Raw genomic sequence first — 17,316 nt, 5'->3', positions numbered from 1 at the left:
GCAATCCACCGGCAAATTTTCTATAGGTCAGGCTTTCAGGAGCCTGGCCTTTCCTGCTTTGTGCAGGGGCCTTTCTAAACTACCGCTCGTTGTGACGGGAGCCGTATGTCAATACCACGCTTGAAATCCTACCTAACGATGTTCGCCGCCGTGCTGATGCTTGGCCAGGTGCTCACCGCCCAGGCCGAGGAAGCCCTGCCGGACTTCACCACCCTCGTCGAGCAGGCCTCGCCGGCCGTGGTCAACATCAGTACCAAGCAGAAGCTGCCCGACCGCGTCGCCGCCGGGCAGATGCCGGACCTGGAAGGCCTGCCGCCGATGTTCCGCGAGTTCTTCGAGCGCAACATGCCGCAGCAGCCGCGTTCGCCGCGGGGTGACCGCCAGCGCGAGGCGCAGTCGCTGGGCTCGGGCTTCATCATTTCCAGCGATGGCTACGTGCTGACCAACAACCATGTGGTGGCCGATGCCGACGAGATCATCGTCCGCCTGTCGGACCGCAGCGAGCTGCAGGCCAAGCTGGTCGGCACCGACCCGCGCACCGACGTGGCTCTGCTCAAGGTCGAAGGCAAGAACCTGCCGACGGTCAAGTTGGGTGACTCCGAGAAACTCAAGGTGGGCGAATGGGTATTGGCCATCGGTTCGCCGTTCGGCTTTGACCATTCGGTGACCAAAGGCATCGTCAGCGCCAAGGGCCGTACCTTGCCAAACGACACCTATGTACCGTTCATCCAGACTGACGTGGCCATCAACCCGGGTAACTCCGGCGGCCCGCTGTTCAACATGAAGGGCGAGGTGGTGGGTATCAACTCGCAGATCTTCACCCGCTCCGGTGGCTTCATGGGCCTGTCATTCGCCATCCCGATCGATGTGGCGATCGATGTGTCCAACCAGCTGAAGAAAGACGGTAAGGTCAGCCGCGGCTGGCTGGGCGTGGTCATTCAGGAGGTCAACAAGGACCTGGCGGAATCCTTCGGTCTGGAAAAACCGGCCGGTGCCCTGGTGGCCCAGGTGCTGGAAAACGGCCCGGCAGCCAAGGGCGGCCTGCAGGTGGGCGACGTGATCCTGAGCATGAACGGCCAGCCAATCGTCATGTCGGCCGACCTGCCACACCTGGTGGGCGGCCTCAAGGATGGCGAGAAGGCCAAGCTGGAAATCATCCGCAACGGCAAGCGCCAGACCCTGGACATCAGCGTCGGCGCGCTGCCGGACGATGATGCCGACATCGGCACCGGTGCCGATGGCAGTGCCGAGCGCAGCAGTAACCGTCTGGGTGTGTCGGTCGCCGACCTGACCGCCGAGCAGAAGAAATCCCTGGAGCTCAAAGGCGGTGTGGTCATCAAGGAAGTGCAGGATGGCCCGGCAGCGCTGATCGGTCTGCGTCCGGGTGATGTCATCAGCCACCTGAACAACCAGGCCATCGGTTCGGCCAAAGAGTTCACCGAAATCGCCAAGGAGCTGCCGAAGAACCGTTCGGTGTCGATGCGCGTGCTGCGTCAGGGCCGCGCCAGCTTCATCACCTTCAAGCTCGCTGAATAAGCGGCCTGGAATGGGAAAAAGGGCAGCTACGGCTGCCCTTTTTCATGATTATTCACAATTGGACGGTGGATTGCTGTGTACAGTCGGACAGAGGAATCTCCCATATCCCGGCAGCTTGAGGTACAATTCCCGGCTATTTTTCGGCGGGCGTCCGGCTCGCAGCCTTTTCGAGTGTTGACCCGTGAGTGATTTGAGTCATATCCGCAATTTCTCCATCATCGCCCACATCGACCATGGCAAGTCGACGCTGGCCGACCGTTTCATCCAGATGTGCGGTGGCCTGTCGGCACGCGAAATGGAAGCCCAGGTGCTTGATTCCATGGACCTGGAGCGTGAACGCGGTATTACCATCAAGGCCCACAGCGTCACGCTGCACTACAAGGCGCAGGATGGCAAGACCTACCAGTTGAACTTCATTGACACCCCCGGCCACGTCGACTTCACCTACGAAGTCTCGCGCTCGCTGGCGGCCTGTGAAGGTGCTCTGCTGGTCGTCGACGCCGGCCAGGGCGTGGAGGCCCAGTCCGTGGCCAACTGCTACACCGCCATCGAGCAGGGCCTGGAGGTCATGCCGGTGCTGAACAAGATGGACCTGCCCCAGGCCGACCCGGACCGCGTCAAGGACGAGATCGAGAAGATCATCGGCATCGACGCTACCGACGCGGTGGCCTGCAGTGCCAAAAGCGGCATGGGCGTGGACGAGGTGCTCGAGCGCCTGGTGCACTCCATTCCTGCACCCGAGGGCGAGATCGATGCGCCGCTGCAAGCGCTGATCATCGACTCCTGGTTCGACAACTACCTGGGCGTGGTCTCGCTGGTGCGCGTGCGCCAGGGCCGCGTCAAGAAGGGTGACAAGATCCTGGTCAAGTCCACCGGCAAGGTGCACCTGGTCGACAGCGTGGGTGTATTCACCCCGAAACACACCCAGACCGCAGACCTGAAAGCCGGCGAAGTAGGCTTCATCATCGCCAGCATCAAGGACATTCACGGTGCCCCTGTGGGTGACACCCTGACCCTGTCCTCGACCCCTGAGGTCGAAGTGCTGCCAGGCTTCAAGAAGATCCAGCCGCAGGTTTACGCCGGCCTGTTCCCGGTCAGCTCCGACGACTTCGAAGACTTCCGCGATGCCCTGCAGAAGCTGACCCTGAACGACTCGTCGCTGCAGTACATGCCGGAAAGCTCTGACGCCCTGGGCTTCGGCTTCCGTTGCGGCTTCCTTGGCATGCTGCACATGGAGATCATCCAGGAGCGCCTGGAGCGCGAATACGACCTGGACCTGATCACCACCGCACCTAGCGTGATCTACGAGCTGGAGCTGAAAACCGGCGAAACCATCGTTGTCGACAACCCGTCGAAGCTGCCAGACGTATCGGCTGTGGCCGACTTCCGTGAGCCGATCGTCACCGCGACCATTCTGGTACCGCAAGAGCACCTGGGTAACGTCATCACCCTGTGCATCGAGAAGCGTGGCGTGCAGCGCGACATGCAGTTCCTCGGCAGCCAGGTTCAGGTGCGTTACGACATGCCGATGAACGAAGTGGTACTGGACTTCTTCGACCGCCTCAAGTCCACCAGCCGCGGCTATGCTTCGCTGGACTATCATTTCGACCGCTACCAGTCGGCCAACCTGGTCAAGCTGGATGTACTGATCAACGGCGACAAGGTCGATGCTTTGGCATTGATCGTGCACCGCGACAACGCGGCCTACAAAGGCCGTGCGTTGACCGAAAAGATGAAGGAACTGATCCCTCGGCAGATGTTCGACGTGGCGATCCAGGCAGCTATCGGCGGCCAGATCATCGCCCGGACAACCGTCAAGGCGCTCAGAAAGAACGTACTGGCTAAGTGCTACGGTGGTGACGTCAGCCGTAAGAAGAAACTGCTGGAGAAGCAGAAGGCCGGTAAGAAACGCATGAAACAGGTGGGCAACGTGGAGATTCCACAAGAAGCCTTCCTCGCCGTGCTCAGGTTGGATAGCTAGGTCCTATGTCGCTAAATTTCCCGCTGTTGCTAGTCATCGCCGTCTTCGTCTGCGGTCTGCTGGGCTTGATCGACCTGCTGTTCCTGGCCCCGCGCCGGCGCGCAGCAATCGCCAACTACCAGGGCAGCGTCAGCCAGCCCGAGATGGCCGTGGTCGAGCGCCTGAACAAGGAACCGTTGCTGGTCGAGTACGGCAAGTCGTTCTTTCCGGTGCTGTTCATCGTGCTGGTGCTGCGCTCGTTCCTGGTCGAACCGTTCCAGATCCCTTCGGGGTCGATGAAACCGACCCTGGAAGTGGGTGATTTCATCCTGGTGAACAAGTTCTCGTACGGCATTCGTTTGCCGGTGATCGACAAGAAGGTCATCGAGGTCGGTGACCCGCAACGCGGTGATGTAATGGTGTTCCGCTACCCGAGCGACCCGAACGTCAACTACATCAAGCGTGTGGTTGGCTTGCCGGGTGATGTGGTTCGCTACACCAACGACAAGCGGCTGTTCGTCAACGGCCAGCCGATTGCCGAACAACTGGTGGGCACCGAGCCAGGTACCTTGGGCAGCGCCGAGCTGTACAAGGAAAAACTCGGCGAGGCCGAACACCTGATCCGCAAGGAAATGAGCCGTTACCGCATGCCGCCGGACCAGCAATGGACCGTGCCGGCAGGCCATTACTTCATGATGGGCGACAACCGCGACAATTCCAACGACAGCCGTTTCTGGGATGACCCGAACATTCCCAAGGAGCTGCACGGCATGGTTCCGGACCGGAACATCGTCGGCAAGGCCTTTGCGGTGTGGATGAGCTGGCCAGAACCCAAGCTCAGCCACCTGCCCAACCTGTCGCGGGTTGGCCTGATCCATTGATACCCATCGGCGCTGTCCAGCAGACAGCGCCGAATGCATTTCTGACATAGGCTGTGTTCTCAGGGATCGGGAGATTCGTCGCACATCACGTGGCGAACCACAGCCAAACAGTCTTTCAGGATGTTGATTTGAACAACGCGTTGAACAACGAACGGGTGGCCGCATGAGTGCTTCCCTTGCCCGTCTGGAGCGAAAGCTCGGTTATACCTTCAAGAACCAGGACCAGATGCTCCTGGCGCTGACCCATCGCAGCTATGCCGGGCGCAACAACGAGCGCCTGGAGTTTCTCGGTGACGCCATTCTCAACTTCGTCGCCGGCGAAGCGCTTTTCGAGCGTTTCCCGCAGGCCCGTGAAGGCCAGCTGTCACGCCTGCGTGCGCGGCTGGTCAAGGGCGAAACCCTGGCCCGGCTGGCCCGTGGTTTCGACCTGGGCGAATATTTGCGCCTGGGTTCGGGTGAGCTCAAGAGCGGCGGTTTCCGTCGCGAGTCGATCCTGGCCGACGCCCTGGAGGCACTGATCGGTGCCATCTACCTGGACGCCGATATGGAAACCGCACGGGAGCGCGTTCTGGCCTGGCTTGCCGATGAGTTCGAGGGCTTGACCCTGGTCGATACCAACAAGGACCCGAAAACCCGCCTGCAAGAGTTTCTGCAGTCGCGCAGCTGTGAGCTGCCGCGCTACGAAGTGGTGGATATCCAGGGTGAACCGCACTGCCGCACGTTCTTCGTCGAATGCGAAGTGGTGCTGCTGAACAACAAGAGCCGTGGTCAGGGCGTTAGCCGGCGTATTGCCGAGCAAGTAGCTGCCGCGTCTGCACTGATCGCCCTGGGCGTGGAGAATGGCAATGACTGATAACAACCCGACCCGCTGCGGCTACGTCGCCATTGTCGGCCGCCCCAACGTCGGCAAGTCGACCCTGCTCAACCACATCCTCGGCCAGAAGCTGGCGATTACTTCGCGCAAGCCGCAGACCACCCGCCACAACATGCTCGGCATCAAGACCGAGGGTGACGTGCAGGCGATCTACGTCGATACCCCGGGTATGCACAAGGCCAACGACAAGGCCCTGAACCGCTACATGAACCGCAACGCCTCGGCGGCCCTGAAGGACGTCGACGTGGTGATTTTCGTGGTCGACCGCACCAAGTGGACCGACGAGGACCAACTGGTGCTGGAGCGCGTGCAGTACGTGACTGGCCCGCTGATCATCGCGGTCAACAAGACCGACCGCATGGAAGAGAAGGCCGAGTTGATTCCGCACCTGCAGTGGCTGCAGGAGCAACTGCCTAACGCCGAGGTGATGCCGATCTCCGCGCAGCAGGGTCACAACCTCGAAGCGCTGGAAGCACAGATCGCCAAGCACTTGCCTGAAAACGATCACTTCTTCCCGGAAGACCAGATCACTGACCGCAGCAGCCGTTTCCTGGCCGCCGAACTGGTGCGCGAGAAGATCATGCGCCAGCTGGGTGCGGAACTGCCGTATCAGATCACCGTGGAGATCGAGGAATTCAAGCAACAGGGCCATGTGCTGCACATTCATGCGCTGATTCTGGTCGAGCGTGATGGTCAAAAGAAAATCATCATTGGCGACAAGGGCGAGCGCATCAAGCGCATCGGCTCCGAGGCGCGCAAGGACATGGAAGTGCTGTTCGACTCCAAGGTCATGCTCAACCTGTGGGTCAAGGTGAAAGGCGGCTGGTCCGACGACGAGCGCGCCCTGCGTTCGCTGGGTTACGGCGACCTGTAAGGCTACCTGACGGCTCAGGTATCTCTGTGGGAGCGGGTTCACCCGCGAATGCTATGGTGGGTTCACTGGCGCATTCGCGGGTGAACCCGCTCCCACAGTTGCATGTGGCTTTTAGAGATCACTTATGGAACAACCCGTCGGCCAGCCAGCCTATGTGCTGCACAGCCGTGCCTACAAGGAAACCAGCGCGCTGGTAGACTTCTTCACCCCGCAGGGCCGCATGCGCGCTGTACTGCGCCGTGCGCGCGGCAAGGGCGGCAGCCTGGTGCGGCCGTTCGTGCCGGTGGAGGTGGAGCTGCGCGGGCGTGGCGAGCTGAAGAATGTCGGTCGCATGGACAGCGCCGGGATTGCGGCTTGGCTACACGGTGATGCCCTGTTCAGCGGCTTGTACCTCAACGAGCTGCTCATGCGCCTGCTGCCGGCTGAAGCGCCGTTCCCGGCCCTGTTCGAGCATTACACATTGACCCTGCAAGCCTTGGCCGCCGGGCGCCCGCTGGAGCCGCTGCTGCGTTCGTTCGAATGGCGGCTGCTGGACGAACTCGGTTATGCGTTTTCCTTGAACCATGACGTCAACGACCACTCCATCGTGGCCGACGGCCTTTACCGTTTGCGCGTGGATGCCGGTCTGGAGCGGGTCGAGCTGGTGCAACCCGGCCTGTTCCGCGGCACCGAGCTCATTGCCTTGGCCGAAGCCGATTGGAACGCCCCAGGCGCTTTGCTCGCCGCCAAGCGCCTGATGCGCCAGGCATTGGCCGTTCACCTGGGCGCAAAACCGCTGGTCAGCCGGGAACTGTTTCGCAAGCGCTGATCACGACGTATGCTGTGGGGCTCAATCTTCAGGAGAGCCTTTCGTGACTCACAGCAACCGCATGCTTCTTGGCGTAAACATCGACCACGTGGCGACCCTGCGCCAGGCCCGGGGCACGCGTTACCCTGATCCGGTCAAGGCTGCTCTGGACGCCGAAGAGGCGGGTGCCGATGGCATTACCGTGCACCTGCGCGAAGACCGCCGGCACATCCAGGAGCGTGACGTGGTGCTGCTCAAGGATGTGCTGCAGACGCGCATGAACTTCGAGATGGGCGTCACCGAAGAGATGATGGCCTTTGCCGAGAAGATCCGCCCTGCGCACATTTGCCTGGTCCCCGAAACCCGTCAGGAGTTGACCACCGAAGGTGGCCTGGATGTGGCGGGACAAGAGGCGCGAATCAAGGCCGCCGTGGAGCGCCTGTCGCGCACCGGTGCCGAGGTGTCGTTGTTCATCGATGCTGACGAGCGGCAGATCGAGGCGTCACGTCGCGTAGGCGCGCCGGCCGTCGAGCTGCACACCGGGCGTTACGCCGATGCCGAAACCCCGGCTGAAGTGGCTGAGGAACTCAAGCGTATTGTCGATGGCGTGGCCTTTGGCGTGGGGCAGGGGCTGATCGTCAATGCCGGTCACGGGCTGCATTACCACAACGTTGAGGCGGTGGCGGCGATCAAGGGTATCAATGAGCTGAACATTGGCCATGCGCTGGTGGCGCATGCGCTGTTCGTTGGCTTCAAGGCCGCAGTGGCCGAGATGAAGGCGCTGATCGTGGCGGCTTCGCGCTGATTTGATGGTCGCTTGTACCGGCCTCTTCGCGGGCTTGCCCGCGAAGAGGCCGGTACAAGCAGCCGATTACTCGGCAGGAAACACCAGGGTAAAGCGGGTAGGCCCAAGGGGGCTGCTGTTCACTTCGACCCGCCCACCATGCAACTGCATGATCGACTTCACGATCGCCAACCCCAACCCGGTCCCGCCCTCCAGACGCGAGCGCCCCGAGCCCACCCGGTAAAACCGCTCGAACAAGCGCGACTGGTGCTCGGCAGCAATGCCGGGGCCCTGGTTCTCCACAGATAGCCGTACTTCGTTGCCATACCGTTCGATACGCAGTTCGATGGGCTCACCCTCAGGGCCATGCCGTATCGCATTGCTTAGCAGGTTCGACAACGCCCGCTGGAACATCAACCGGTCACCCAGCGCCGTGCCCCACCCCTGAACACGCAATTCAACGGCTTTCACCTCGGCGCTGAAAGCAAACAGCTCGGCCACCCTTGCAGCCTCGCCGGCCAATGCCATCGGTTTGAGCGCGATCTGCACCTGAGGCTGGCTGACCTGGGCGAGAAACAGCATGTCGTTGATGATGCGGTTGAGCCGCGTCAGTTCCTCGATGCTGTCTTCCAGCACTTCCCGGTAGTTGGCGTTGTCCCGCTCACGGGCCAGGGTCACCTGCGCCTTGCCCATCAGGTTGCTCAATGGGGTGCGCAGTTCATGGGCCAGATCATCGGAAAACTGCGACAACTGGCTGATACCTTGGTCGAGGCGATCGAGCATGACGTTGATGCTGCTGGCCAGTTCTGCCAGCTCCTGCGGCAAGCCGGTGGCGGGCAAACGATGCTGCAGGTCCTGGGCCGATACCTGCCCGGCAATGCGCCGGAAGTGCCGCAGGGGTTTCAGGCCGCGTTGCATCAGCCACCAGGCGCCCGCGCCAATCAAGACCAGCAGCAGCGGCAAAGCGAGCAAAGTGGAATGCAGGTAAGCCTGCAGCAGGGCGTTGTCGTCGCCGCGGTTGAGCGACATCATCACCTTCACCGGCGTGTTGTCGCGCAGGCGCATCAGCCGAGTCACGGTGAGGATCTGATTGCCGCTGCTGTCGCGCCAGGCGTGAAAGCGCAGGCGGGCACCGGTGTGCAAATCGCCCACCTGCGACTCCAGAGCCGGGCCGAGGCTGAGCAGGTGGGGGTGGCGGCCCTCCAGGGCCATTACGCTGAGGCTGAGGTTGTCATGCCCCATCACCAGGTCGAGCAGGGGGTGGGCGCGGCTGCCCAGGTCTTCGCTGCGCAGGTCGACGCGCAGGTTGTGCTCGACCTGCAGCATCTTGCGCGCCAGGTCTTTGCGTGCGCGGTTGTCCAGTTCGTGATCCAGCGCGAACACCGCCAGGCAGGCAAGCAGCAGCACGAGTGCGGCGCCCATCAGTGTGACGCTCAGGCCCAGGCGCAGCGACAGGCTGGGGTTTTTCAAAAGCGCGCCTCGAGTACATAGCCTACGCCACGCAGGGTGTGGATGAGCTTGTTGTCGAACGGGTCGTCTATCTTCGCCCGCAGGCGCCGGATCGAGACCTCGACCACGTTGGTGTCGCAGTCGAAATTCATGTCCCAGACCAACGAGATGATCTGTGTGCGCGATAACACTTCGCCGGTCTGACGCATCAGCAGGTGTAGCAGCGCGAACTCCTTGGCGGTCAGGTCGATGCGTTGCCCGGCGCGGTAGGCGCGGTGGCGGCCGGGGTCCAGCTCCAGGTCGGCGACGCGCAGGGTGCTCGGCTGCAGTTGCTGGTCGTTGCGGCGCAGCAGGCTGCGGATGCGGGCCAGCAACTCGGGGAACTCGAAGGGCTTGAGCAAGTAGTCATCGGCGCCCAGGTCCAGGCCTTTGACCCGGTCGGCGAGACGACCGTGAGCGGTGAGCATCATGATGCGCGTGGCCGACTCGGCACGCAGCCGCTGCAGCACGGTCCAGCCATCGAGCTCTGGCAGGTTGACGTCGAGGATGACCAGGTCGTACGGCTGCTGGCGGGCCAAGTGCAGGCCGTCGGTGCCGGTATGGGCGCAGTCGACCACGTAGCCGTTTTCGCGCAGGCCCTGTTGCAGGTAATCGGCGGTACGCAGTTCGTCCTCGATGATCAGTAGGCGCATGAAGGGGCTCGGTGTGATGAAAGTGGGCGATTCTCGACCCTGTAGTGGCATCAGGGTCAAGGGGCGGGATGTTACGGCATGAGAAGGGAATCGCGGCGCAGATAACGGATTTGTAATGCTGCGGTTATCTGGCTGTCTGTTCTGCGCAGATTGCAGGACTGTAATCCCCGCCTCACCTTGCTGTTAGTTTCCCCTCACTAGGATGGCCGTGTCTGATCGGTTAGCACGAGGCAACCACGATGAACCTGACCAAATACCTGCTGTTGGCCACCCTTGCCCTGGGCAGCGCCAGCGTCTATGCCGAGGGCGGTGCGGAACGCTCCAGGCAGTTCTGGCAAGCTTTCCGCGAAGACCAGCAGCGCTTGCACGGCGACAAGCAACAAGCCGTTGCCGAACGCGAGCGCAAGGCGCAAGAGAAGGCCCGCGAGGTGGCCAAGGACTGAGGTAACAGCACCTGCGCGCGACAGCTCCTCGGCGCAGGTGTATTCAGGCGCCCGATCGGGCGCCTTTTTTATTTGCGCGCCAGCAGGGTGGCGCGGCGTGGGGCCGGCAGGCCTTCGATGGTCTTGCTGTGGTCGTTCGGGTCGAGGAAGTCGCCCAGCGACTGATAGCGCATCCACTCGGTGCTGCGCTGCTCCTCAACGCTGGTCACGCAAACATCGACGCAACGCACATCGCTGAAACCGGCACGGCGCAACCAGCGCTCCAGGGCGGGAACCGATGGCAAGTACCAGACGTTGCGCATCTGCGCATAACGGTCTTCAGGTACCAGTACCTGGTTTTCGTCGCCTTCGATCACCAGGGTCTCCAGCACTAGCTCGCCACCTTTGACCAGGCAGTCTTTCAGTGCCAGCAAGTGTTCGATGGGGGAGCGGCGGTGGTAGAACACGCCCATGGAAAACACCGTGTCGAAACCTTCCAGGTTGGCGGGAAGGTCCTCCAGGGCGAACGGCAGATGCCACGCCGGCAGCTCCGGCAGGTATTGCTGCACGGCCTGGAACTGGCAGAAGAACAGCCAGTTGGGGTCGACGCCGATCACCATGTCGGCCCCGGCACCGAGCATGCGCCACTGGTAGTAGCCGTTGCCACAGCCCACGTCGAGCACACGCTTGCCTTTGAGGTCCAGGTGCGGCGCAACGCGAGACCATTTCCAGTCCGAATGCCACTCGGTATCCACATGCACGCCAAACAGGTCGAACGGGCCTTTGCGCCAAGGCGACAGGCCCATCAGTGCCTGGCGCATTTGCGCACGGGTGGCGTCGTCGCAGTCGCAGTCCAGACGCAGCCCGTTGACCAGGTCGATATCGCTGGGTTGCAGGGCGGGCAGGGCATCGAGCGCACCACGCCAGCGGTCGAGGTCACCGTGGCCTTTCTCCAGCTTGGCTTCCAGTTGCGCTTGCAGGCCTTGCGACCAGGAAGCCAGGGGCGTGCCCGCCAGGCGGCGGACGAGGGGGGACAGATCGATCATGGCAGGGCTATCAGCGAGGCGAAGTTAAGGCATTGGAACCAAGGCACCACTTTCGAGAAACCGGCGGCGCGCAGGCGCTCCTGGTGGGCTTCGAGGGTATCGGGGCGCATCACGTTTTCAATGGCGCTGCGCTTCTGGGCGATTTCCAGTTCGCTGTAGCCATTGGCCCGCTTGAAGTCCAGGTGCAGTTCATTGAGCAGGTCCTGCTCTTGCTCATCGGCGAACCGCAGCTTTTCCGAGAGGATCAGCGCGCCACCGGGTAGCAGTGCCTGGCGGATACGGCCGAGCAGTTCCAGACGCTGGTCGGGGGCGATGAACTGCAGGGTGAAGTTCATCGCCACTACCGAGGCGGGCTCGAAGGGCAGGGTAAGGATATCGGCCTCCAGCACGTGCACCGGCAGCAGCTCCTGGAACATCGAGTCCTGGGCGGTGAGGTACTGGCGGCAACGCTCGACCATGGCGGCGGAATTGTCCACCGCGATCACCCGGCAGCCGTCGCTGCGCACATGGCGGCGCAGCGACTGGGTGACTGCCCCCAGCGATGCACCCAGGTCGTACAGCGCGGTATTTGGCTGGGCGAAACGTGCGGCCAGCACACCGAGGTTCTCGACGATGGTCGGGTACCCGGGCACCGAGCGCTTGATCATGTCCGGGAACACACGCACCACGTCCTCGTTGAAGACGAAATCAGGCACCTGCTCCAGGGGCTGGGAGAAGAGGCGGTCGGGTTGTTTGCTCACGGCAGGCTCGATACAGGGTGAAACGGGGGCGCATTTTATCCAAAGGCCGCGCATCTTGCCATGGCAATGCTTCAGGGTCGGAGCGTTCAGACCGGGAGCAGTGAACTTTCCCACAGTGCTAAGTTATCAAGATGAATGAATTCAGTCGGGTGAAGAAGGACACTTCGAATGCAGGTTGACTGGATTTGAAAAAGGATATTGGGTTAAGTGATGAGTGCCAATACTGGGCGGGAAGAAGTTACCGTAGATGAACTGGACCCGGTGTCCAAGGTCAAGATGTTGCCGGAACGCTATTTTACGTTCATCGAGAACCGACTTGAGGGTGGCCAACACGTTGGCAGTTTATTGACGGCTGATAATCTGAAAGTCATCAAGCGATACGCCAATACTGTAAATCAGTTGCCACACACGCGAGCCGAAATCGAACGCGAAGTCGATTATGCGGCACTCGGCCTTGACGCCTCGATGGTTCATGAGCTGTATACGGCGCTGCACAGACATGTGTACGAGTGGGACATACTGGAACGCAGCATCAAGCAACTGGGCCCTGAAATTGAGCTGTTCGCTGAAAGCCTGGTACAGCGTGGCGCCAGCCTGCTTGCGCATCTTGAAAACAGTGATGTCTTTGTGGCAATCAAGCAGCGACAGACCGAGCAGGGCGATGATGTTTATACGTTGGAACTGAGTGAAGAGGATCAAGCGCAGATCGCCAGTGTGCTGACACTTGGCATCAACGAACTGGTCAGGGAAATTGAAGGCACTCGCCGGCGAATCGATGACGTCGACGCACGTGCCAACTGGTTTAACAGTGAGATCAAACGCGAGCTCAAGCCGCGAATGGTACGGTTGTTGAAACACTTCGACGAGAAAGTTTCCCATGAAGACATTCTGATGAAACGGCGGCAGCTGGATCAGTGGGACGAACAGATTGACCAGTTGAAGTCCGAGTACGATGCCAATGTGGGCTACGCGTTCACAGGTATCTTGCTGGGGCCGATTGGCCTGGTCATCACCGGCGGTGTGTTCGGTGACAAGGCAGAAAAGATCCGGGCCAGAAAAAACGCGTTGATCGAAGAGCGTAAAGAACTGGCGGATGCACTGGGCAGGATGGCCCCCGCGCTGAGCGACTTCGAGCGTATCTCGACATTGGTCAGGGACCTGCAGTTCAGGTGCAAGGACCTGTCGGCAGCGACCCGCCGCCTGGCAGACGTATGGCTGTTTCTGGCCTCGTACGCCAATAACTCCGTGAACGAAGCCAAAGAGCTGAGCACCCTCACTCAACTTGAATCGTTTGTTCACGATTTCGCTGAGGTTATCAAACCGTGGAGCAAGATAGGCAATATCTGCCACACATTGTCTGAGTTATTTAATGAATTGATTGAAGAATATGAGGACGTTTGACATGGACGTGACCAACGTGAATGCGACCCTGCCGGATTTCGTCCAGATGCAAACCGTGCAAGATCAGGTATTCCACCTGATACAAAGCTGGGACATGAACGTGTTACCCGGGGCGCGTGAGCAATTGGGTGAACTGCGTACATTGTTGCTGAGTGTCGAGCGCGCCTTCAAGGAGAGCCTCATAGGCGCTATCGTTTTGCTGGAGGACCGCGATTTCATTCCGAGCAAACTGGGGGGCGATACCCATTACCGGCTTGCCAGTGTGCTAAGCCGTTTAAGCCAGCTTCATTCACTGTTGTCCAGGCAGAATCTGCGGTTGGAACTTTTCACACTGTCTGCGTTGGTAGAGCCGTTAGCGGAACTGGACAAACGAATCGTCAGCCTCCAGAGCCAGGCGTTAGCCTTCGATCAACGATTGGCCCAATTGCGCCAGCAGCGGGCAGATATTGGCCAGGCTATCGAATTGTTCGAAAGGCCGTCCGTTGCCAGTGCACTGAAGGGCTTGATCCCGAGTGATGATGACATTGACCAGGTCATCGGGTTGATCACGGACCCGAAGGTCGATGCCAGCCTGTTGAAGGCTATGACTGGCAAGTTGACCAAGCATGCTGATGCACTGGAGGGTGCCAAGACGTTCAGCGACTTGAGCAAGGTACGCACCAGGCTTGATGCAAAAATAGAGGAAGCGCTGGGCGACCAGCGGCAGCTGCAGCGAGCCTTGCAGAGTGCGCAGGGTGAGCGGGAGGCGATCACGGCGTTGTCTGGCCTTGAACCACTCAAGAACGCGTGGCTGCACGAACTGCGCAAGGTTGAACTGGAGTGGCAGGCTCAGGCCGTGAAGCTCAACGCGACGATGGGCCTGGATGCTGCCACGGCCGCGCTGAAAGACCTCTGTGACTACCTCAAGGTCGTGCAGATGGCGTATGACCGCAGTTGATCGTGCTCAGCGGACGATAATCTTGCAGTCGAAGGTTTGCACCGGGGCGACGTCTGCGGCCCACGGCTGCTGGTAGACCAGCACCAATTGGGCGTCTCCTGTGCTGCTGGCCTGGAAGCGCCAGGTGGAAACACCGGCGCTGCCGACCACGTCTTCTTCTTCGGGGGCGCTGTATACCTCCGGGCCGAGGCTACGCAGTACGCTTGAGGCTGGGTTTTCGACACGCCAGCGATAGCCGGTGGACGGGTTGCTGGGCAAGCTCAGGGTGAGTGCCTGGCCTACCTGCAGCCGGGTTGGGCATTCACTCTCGGCATCCAGTTCGACGGGCTGTGCGGGGTGCTGGGCGCAGGCAGAAAGCAGGGCGAAGCTCAGGGGAACGAGCAGACGAGGGGCGGTCATGTTGGCTCCGGGGGCTGGCGATGGCCCGAGGATAACCGATGCTGCTGGGTTTTGTGTTGTCAGTGCCGGCCTCTTCGCGGCTGAAGCCGTGAAGAGGCCGGTGCAGGTTAGAACAGGACCTTGGCCACATCGGCAAAGCGCTTGGCGAAGTGAACCGTCAGGCCTTCGCGCAAATAGTCCGGCAGTTCTTCGAAGTCCCCTCGGTTAGGCTCTGGCAAGATCAGCTCGAAGATTTTCTGCCGCCGCGCCGCAATCACCTTCTCGCGCACACCACCAATCGGTAGTACCTGGCCGGTGAGGGTCAGCTCGCCGGTCATGGCCACGCCTTTTTTCGGCGCCTGGTCGCGGGCCAGCGACAGCAGGGCACTTGCCATGGTGATGCCCGCGCTCGGGCCGTCTTTGGGCGTGGCCCCTTCAGGTACATGCAGGTGGATGAACGCTTCGTTGAAGAAGCCTGGGTCACCGCCAAACTGCCTGAGGTTGGAGCTGACATAGCTGTAGGCAATTTCGGCCGACTCCTTCATCACGTCACCCAGCTTGCCCGTCAGCTTGAAGCCACGGTTGAGGGTGTGAATGCGGGTAGCCTCGATCGGCAGCGTGGCGCCACCCATGCTGGTCCAGGCCAGGCCCGTGATCACGCCTTTGCCAGCCAGTACCTGCTCGCTGCGGAACACCGGCGTGCCCAGCGCGGTCTCCAGGTCCTTGGTGCCGATCTTCAGTCTGGCTTCAGGGTCTTCCATCAATTTGACCACGGACTTGCGCACCAGCTTGCCCAGTTGCTTCTCCAGCTGGCGCACGCCGGCTTCGCGGGCGTAGCCTTCGATCACCATGCGCAGGGCGCTGTCGCTGATGCTGAGGCTGGTCCTGGCCACGCCGGCCTTTTCCAGTTGCTTGGGCCACAGGTGGCGTTTGGCGATGGCCAGCTTTTCCTCGGTGATATAGCCGGACAGGCGGATCACTTCCATGCGGTCGAGCAATGGGCCGGGGATCGAGTCGAGGGTGTTGGCAGTGCACACGAACAGCACCTTGGACAGGTCCAGGCGCAGGTCGAGGTAGTGGTCGAGGAAGTCGACGTTCTGCTCCGGGTCGAGGGTTTCCAGCAGCGCTGAAGCCGGGTCGCCCTGGTAGCTCTGGCCCATCTTGTCGATTTCGTCGAGCATGATCACCGGGTTCATCACTTCGACGTCTTTCAGGGCTTGCACCAGCTTGCCGGGCTGGGCGCCGATGTAGGTCCGGCGATGGCCCTTGATCTCGGCCTCGTCACGCATGCCGCCGACGCTGAAGCGGTAGAACGGCCGGCCAAGCGATTCGGCGATGGACTTGCCGATGCTGGTCTTGCCCACCCCGGGCGGGCCGACCAGCAGCACGATCGAGCCGCTGATTTCGCCTTTCCAGGCCCCTACGGCGAGGAATTCGAGGATGCGCTCCTTGATGTCGTCGAGGCCGGCATGGTACTGGTCGAGGACCTTGCGCGCATGCTTGAGGTCGAGCTTGTCCTTGCCGTAAACACCCCACGGCAGGGCGGTGGCCCATTCGAGGTAATTGCGGGTGACGGCGTACTCGGGCGAGCCAGTTTCGAGAATGGCCAGCTTGCCCATCTCTTCATCGATGCGCTTGCTTGCCTGGGGGGGCAAGGTCTTGCCTTCCAGGCGCTGCTCGAACTGTTCGAGGTCGGCACTGCGGTCGTCCTTGGTCAGGCCCAGCTCTTGCTGAATGACCTTGAGCTGTTCCTTCAGGAAGAACTCGCGCTGATGTTCGCCGATCTGCCGGTTGACCTCGGCCGAGATCTCGTTCTGCAGGCGCGCGACTTCCACCTCTTTGCGCAGCATTGGCAGCACCTTTTCCATGCGTTTGAGCATGGGCGCGCAGTCGAGCACTTCCTGCAACTGGTTGCCGGTGGCCGAGGTGAGCGCGGCGGCGAAGTCGGTGAGCGGCGACGGGTCGTTGGGGCTGAAGCGATTGAGGTAGTTCTTCAACTCTTCGCTGTACAACGGGTTGAGCGGCAGCAGCTCTTTGATCGCGTTGATCAACGCCATGCCGTAGGCCTTGACCTCGTCGGTGGGCTCGGCAGGCTGGCGCGGGTATTCGACTTCAACCAGGTAGGGCGGGCGGTGGTGCTTGAGCCAGGTGCGGATGCGTACCCGGGTCAGGCCCTGGGCAACGAACTGCAGCTTGCCGTTTTCACGGCTGGCATGGTGCACCTTGACCAGCGTGCCGTACTGCGGCAGCGCGGCGGTGTCGAAGTGGCGGTGGTCTTCTGGCGGGGTGTCCATGAAGAACAGTGCCAGGCAGTGGTCCGGCGACTTGGCCACCAGGTCGAGGGTTTCGGCCCAAGGTTCTTCGTTGACGATGACCGGCAGTACCTGGGCCGGGAAGAACGGGCGGTTGTGGATCGGGATCACGTAGACCTTGTCCGGCAGCTGCTGGCCGGGCAGGGCGAGGGCATGGCCGGTTTCGGCCTGCGTGGTGGTGTGTTCGACTTCGCTGTGTTCGTCGGGGTGTTCCGGGAAATCCTGCTGGTCGCTCATGGGGCA

Annotated in this window: 16 protein-coding genes; 10 read left to right on the top strand and 6 right to left on the bottom strand. The window is 61.3% G+C overall.

Going from position 1 to position 17,316, the window contains the following annotated elements:
* Positions 1-138 precede the first annotated feature (138 nt).
* From FHW75_RS16110 to pdxJ, 7 genes are all read left to right on the top strand, one after another.
* Positions 139-1,536, top strand: a complete 1,398-nt coding sequence (locus FHW75_RS16110) for a DegQ family serine endoprotease (RefSeq protein WP_371105074.1) — start codon at positions 139-141, stop codon at positions 1,534-1,536.
* Between the two features lie 181 nt (positions 1,537-1,717).
* Positions 1,718-3,517 (top strand): translation elongation factor 4, encoded by a 1,800-nt coding sequence (gene lepA, locus FHW75_RS16105; protein WP_025754588.1) that lies wholly within the window; start codon positions 1,718-1,720, stop codon positions 3,515-3,517.
* Between the two features lie 5 nt (positions 3,518-3,522).
* The gene (gene lepB, locus FHW75_RS16100; protein ID WP_016713698.1) at positions 3,523-4,377 is read left to right on the top strand and encodes a signal peptidase I; all 855 of its coding nucleotides are present in this window, start codon (positions 3,523-3,525) and stop codon (positions 4,375-4,377) included.
* Positions 4,378-4,540: 163 nt separating this feature from the next.
* Complete coding sequence (gene rnc, locus FHW75_RS16095) at positions 4,541-5,230, top strand: ribonuclease III (protein ID WP_016713699.1); 690 nt, start codon at positions 4,541-4,543, stop codon at positions 5,228-5,230.
* Positions 5,223-6,125: a GTPase Era gene (era, locus tag FHW75_RS16090; protein WP_016498176.1), complete on the top strand. Its 903-nt coding sequence runs from the start codon at positions 5,223-5,225 to the stop codon at positions 6,123-6,125. The genes rnc and era overlap by 8 nt, the downstream gene beginning before the upstream one ends.
* Positions 6,126-6,249: 124 nt before the next feature.
* The gene (recO, locus tag FHW75_RS16085; protein ID WP_025754587.1) at positions 6,250-6,933 is read left to right on the top strand and encodes a DNA repair protein RecO; all 684 of its coding nucleotides are present in this window, start codon (positions 6,250-6,252) and stop codon (positions 6,931-6,933) included.
* A 61-nt stretch (positions 6,934-6,994) separates the two neighbouring features.
* On the top strand, positions 6,995-7,717 hold the full coding sequence (gene pdxJ, locus FHW75_RS16080; RefSeq protein WP_202607098.1) for a pyridoxine 5'-phosphate synthase: 723 nt from the start codon (positions 6,995-6,997) through the stop codon (positions 7,715-7,717).
* A 66-nt stretch (positions 7,718-7,783) separates the two neighbouring features.
* On the opposite strand, the gene FHW75_RS16075 is transcribed toward pdxJ, so the two are convergent.
* Together FHW75_RS16075 and FHW75_RS16070 are read right to left on the bottom strand one after the other, a co-directional pair.
* Entirely contained in the window at positions 7,784-9,166 is a 1,383-nt protein-coding gene (locus FHW75_RS16075; RefSeq protein ID WP_027615408.1) for a heavy metal sensor histidine kinase, read from the bottom strand.
* Entirely contained in the window at positions 9,163-9,837 is a 675-nt protein-coding gene (locus FHW75_RS16070; protein ID WP_003258489.1) for a heavy metal response regulator transcription factor, read from the bottom strand. The genes FHW75_RS16075 and FHW75_RS16070 overlap by 4 nt, the downstream gene beginning before the upstream one ends.
* A gap of 239 nt (positions 9,838-10,076) precedes the next feature.
* On the opposite strand from FHW75_RS16070, the gene FHW75_RS16065 reads away from it, so the two are divergent.
* On the top strand, positions 10,077-10,280 hold the full coding sequence (locus tag FHW75_RS16065; protein WP_009684756.1) for a hypothetical protein: 204 nt from the start codon (positions 10,077-10,079) through the stop codon (positions 10,278-10,280).
* 68 nt (positions 10,281-10,348) lie between these two features.
* On the opposite strand, the gene cmoB is transcribed toward FHW75_RS16065, so the two are convergent.
* Together cmoB and cmoA are read right to left on the bottom strand one after the other, a co-directional pair.
* Positions 10,349-11,305, bottom strand: coding sequence for a tRNA 5-methoxyuridine(34)/uridine 5-oxyacetic acid(34) synthase CmoB (gene cmoB / locus FHW75_RS16060; RefSeq protein WP_019097225.1), 957 nt, complete (start codon positions 11,303-11,305; stop codon positions 10,349-10,351).
* Positions 11,302-12,045: a carboxy-S-adenosyl-L-methionine synthase CmoA gene (gene cmoA / locus FHW75_RS16055; RefSeq protein ID WP_019097224.1), complete on the bottom strand. Its 744-nt coding sequence runs from the start codon at positions 12,043-12,045 to the stop codon at positions 11,302-11,304. The genes cmoB and cmoA overlap by 4 nt, the downstream gene beginning before the upstream one ends.
* A gap of 210 nt (positions 12,046-12,255) precedes the next feature.
* On the opposite strand from cmoA, the gene FHW75_RS16050 reads away from it, so the two are divergent.
* The gene (locus tag FHW75_RS16050) at positions 12,256-13,446 is read left to right on the top strand and encodes an alpha-xenorhabdolysin family binary toxin subunit A (protein WP_025754585.1); all 1,191 of its coding nucleotides are present in this window, start codon (positions 12,256-12,258) and stop codon (positions 13,444-13,446) included.
* 1 nt (position 13,447) lies between these two features.
* On the top strand, positions 13,448-14,383 hold the full coding sequence (locus tag FHW75_RS16045) for an alpha-xenorhabdolysin family binary toxin subunit B (protein WP_025754584.1): 936 nt from the start codon (positions 13,448-13,450) through the stop codon (positions 14,381-14,383).
* 6 nt (positions 14,384-14,389) lie between these two features.
* Here the strand turns inward: FHW75_RS16045 and FHW75_RS16040 are convergent, their stop codons facing one another.
* Together FHW75_RS16040 and lon are read right to left on the bottom strand one after the other, a co-directional pair.
* Positions 14,390-14,782: a protease inhibitor I42 family protein gene (locus FHW75_RS16040; RefSeq protein WP_019097221.1), complete on the bottom strand. Its 393-nt coding sequence runs from the start codon at positions 14,780-14,782 to the stop codon at positions 14,390-14,392.
* 107 nt (positions 14,783-14,889) lie between these two features.
* The gene (gene lon / locus FHW75_RS16035; protein WP_019097220.1) at positions 14,890-17,310 is read right to left on the bottom strand and encodes an endopeptidase La; all 2,421 of its coding nucleotides are present in this window, start codon (positions 17,308-17,310) and stop codon (positions 14,890-14,892) included.
* Positions 17,311-17,316 lie beyond the last annotated feature (6 nt).

Source organism: Pseudomonas sp. OG7 (genome assembly GCF_014192825.1).
In the GTDB taxonomy this organism is placed as follows: Bacteria; Pseudomonadota; Gammaproteobacteria; order Pseudomonadales; family Pseudomonadaceae; genus Aquipseudomonas; species Aquipseudomonas monteilii.
Note: the sequence above shows the minus strand (reverse complement) of the source record. Positions and strands in the feature narration are given on the sequence as shown.

Excerpts from the sequence above, each read along its gene's own strand:
- FHW75_RS16110 (WP_371105074.1), top strand. The coding sequence starts at position 139 with ATGTTCGCCGCCGTGCTGATGCTTGGCCAGGTGCTCACCGCCCAGGCC.
- lepB (WP_016713698.1), top strand. The coding sequence starts at position 3,523 with ATGTCGCTAAATTTCCCGCTGTTGCTAGTCATCGCCGTCTTCGTCTGC.
- rnc (WP_016713699.1), top strand. The coding sequence starts at position 4,541 with ATGAGTGCTTCCCTTGCCCGTCTGGAGCGAAAGCTCGGTTATACCTTC.
- era (WP_016498176.1), top strand. The coding sequence starts at position 5,223 with ATGACTGATAACAACCCGACCCGCTGCGGCTACGTCGCCATTGTCGGC.
- recO (WP_025754587.1), top strand. The coding sequence starts at position 6,250 with ATGGAACAACCCGTCGGCCAGCCAGCCTATGTGCTGCACAGCCGTGCC.
- pdxJ (WP_202607098.1), top strand. The coding sequence starts at position 6,995 with ATGCTTCTTGGCGTAAACATCGACCACGTGGCGACCCTGCGCCAGGCC.
- FHW75_RS16070 (WP_003258489.1), bottom strand. The coding sequence starts at position 9,837 with ATGCGCCTACTGATCATCGAGGACGAACTGCGTACCGCCGATTACCTG.
- FHW75_RS16065 (WP_009684756.1), top strand. The coding sequence starts at position 10,077 with ATGAACCTGACCAAATACCTGCTGTTGGCCACCCTTGCCCTGGGCAGC.
- cmoB (WP_019097225.1), bottom strand. The coding sequence starts at position 11,305 with ATGATCGATCTGTCCCCCCTCGTCCGCCGCCTGGCGGGCACGCCCCTG.
- FHW75_RS16050 (WP_025754585.1), top strand. The coding sequence starts at position 12,256 with ATGAGTGCCAATACTGGGCGGGAAGAAGTTACCGTAGATGAACTGGAC.
- FHW75_RS16045 (WP_025754584.1), top strand. The coding sequence starts at position 13,448 with ATGGACGTGACCAACGTGAATGCGACCCTGCCGGATTTCGTCCAGATG.
- FHW75_RS16040 (WP_019097221.1), bottom strand. The coding sequence starts at position 14,782 with ATGACCGCCCCTCGTCTGCTCGTTCCCCTGAGCTTCGCCCTGCTTTCT.
- lon (WP_019097220.1), bottom strand. The coding sequence starts at position 17,310 with ATGAGCGACCAGCAGGATTTCCCGGAACACCCCGACGAACACAGCGAA.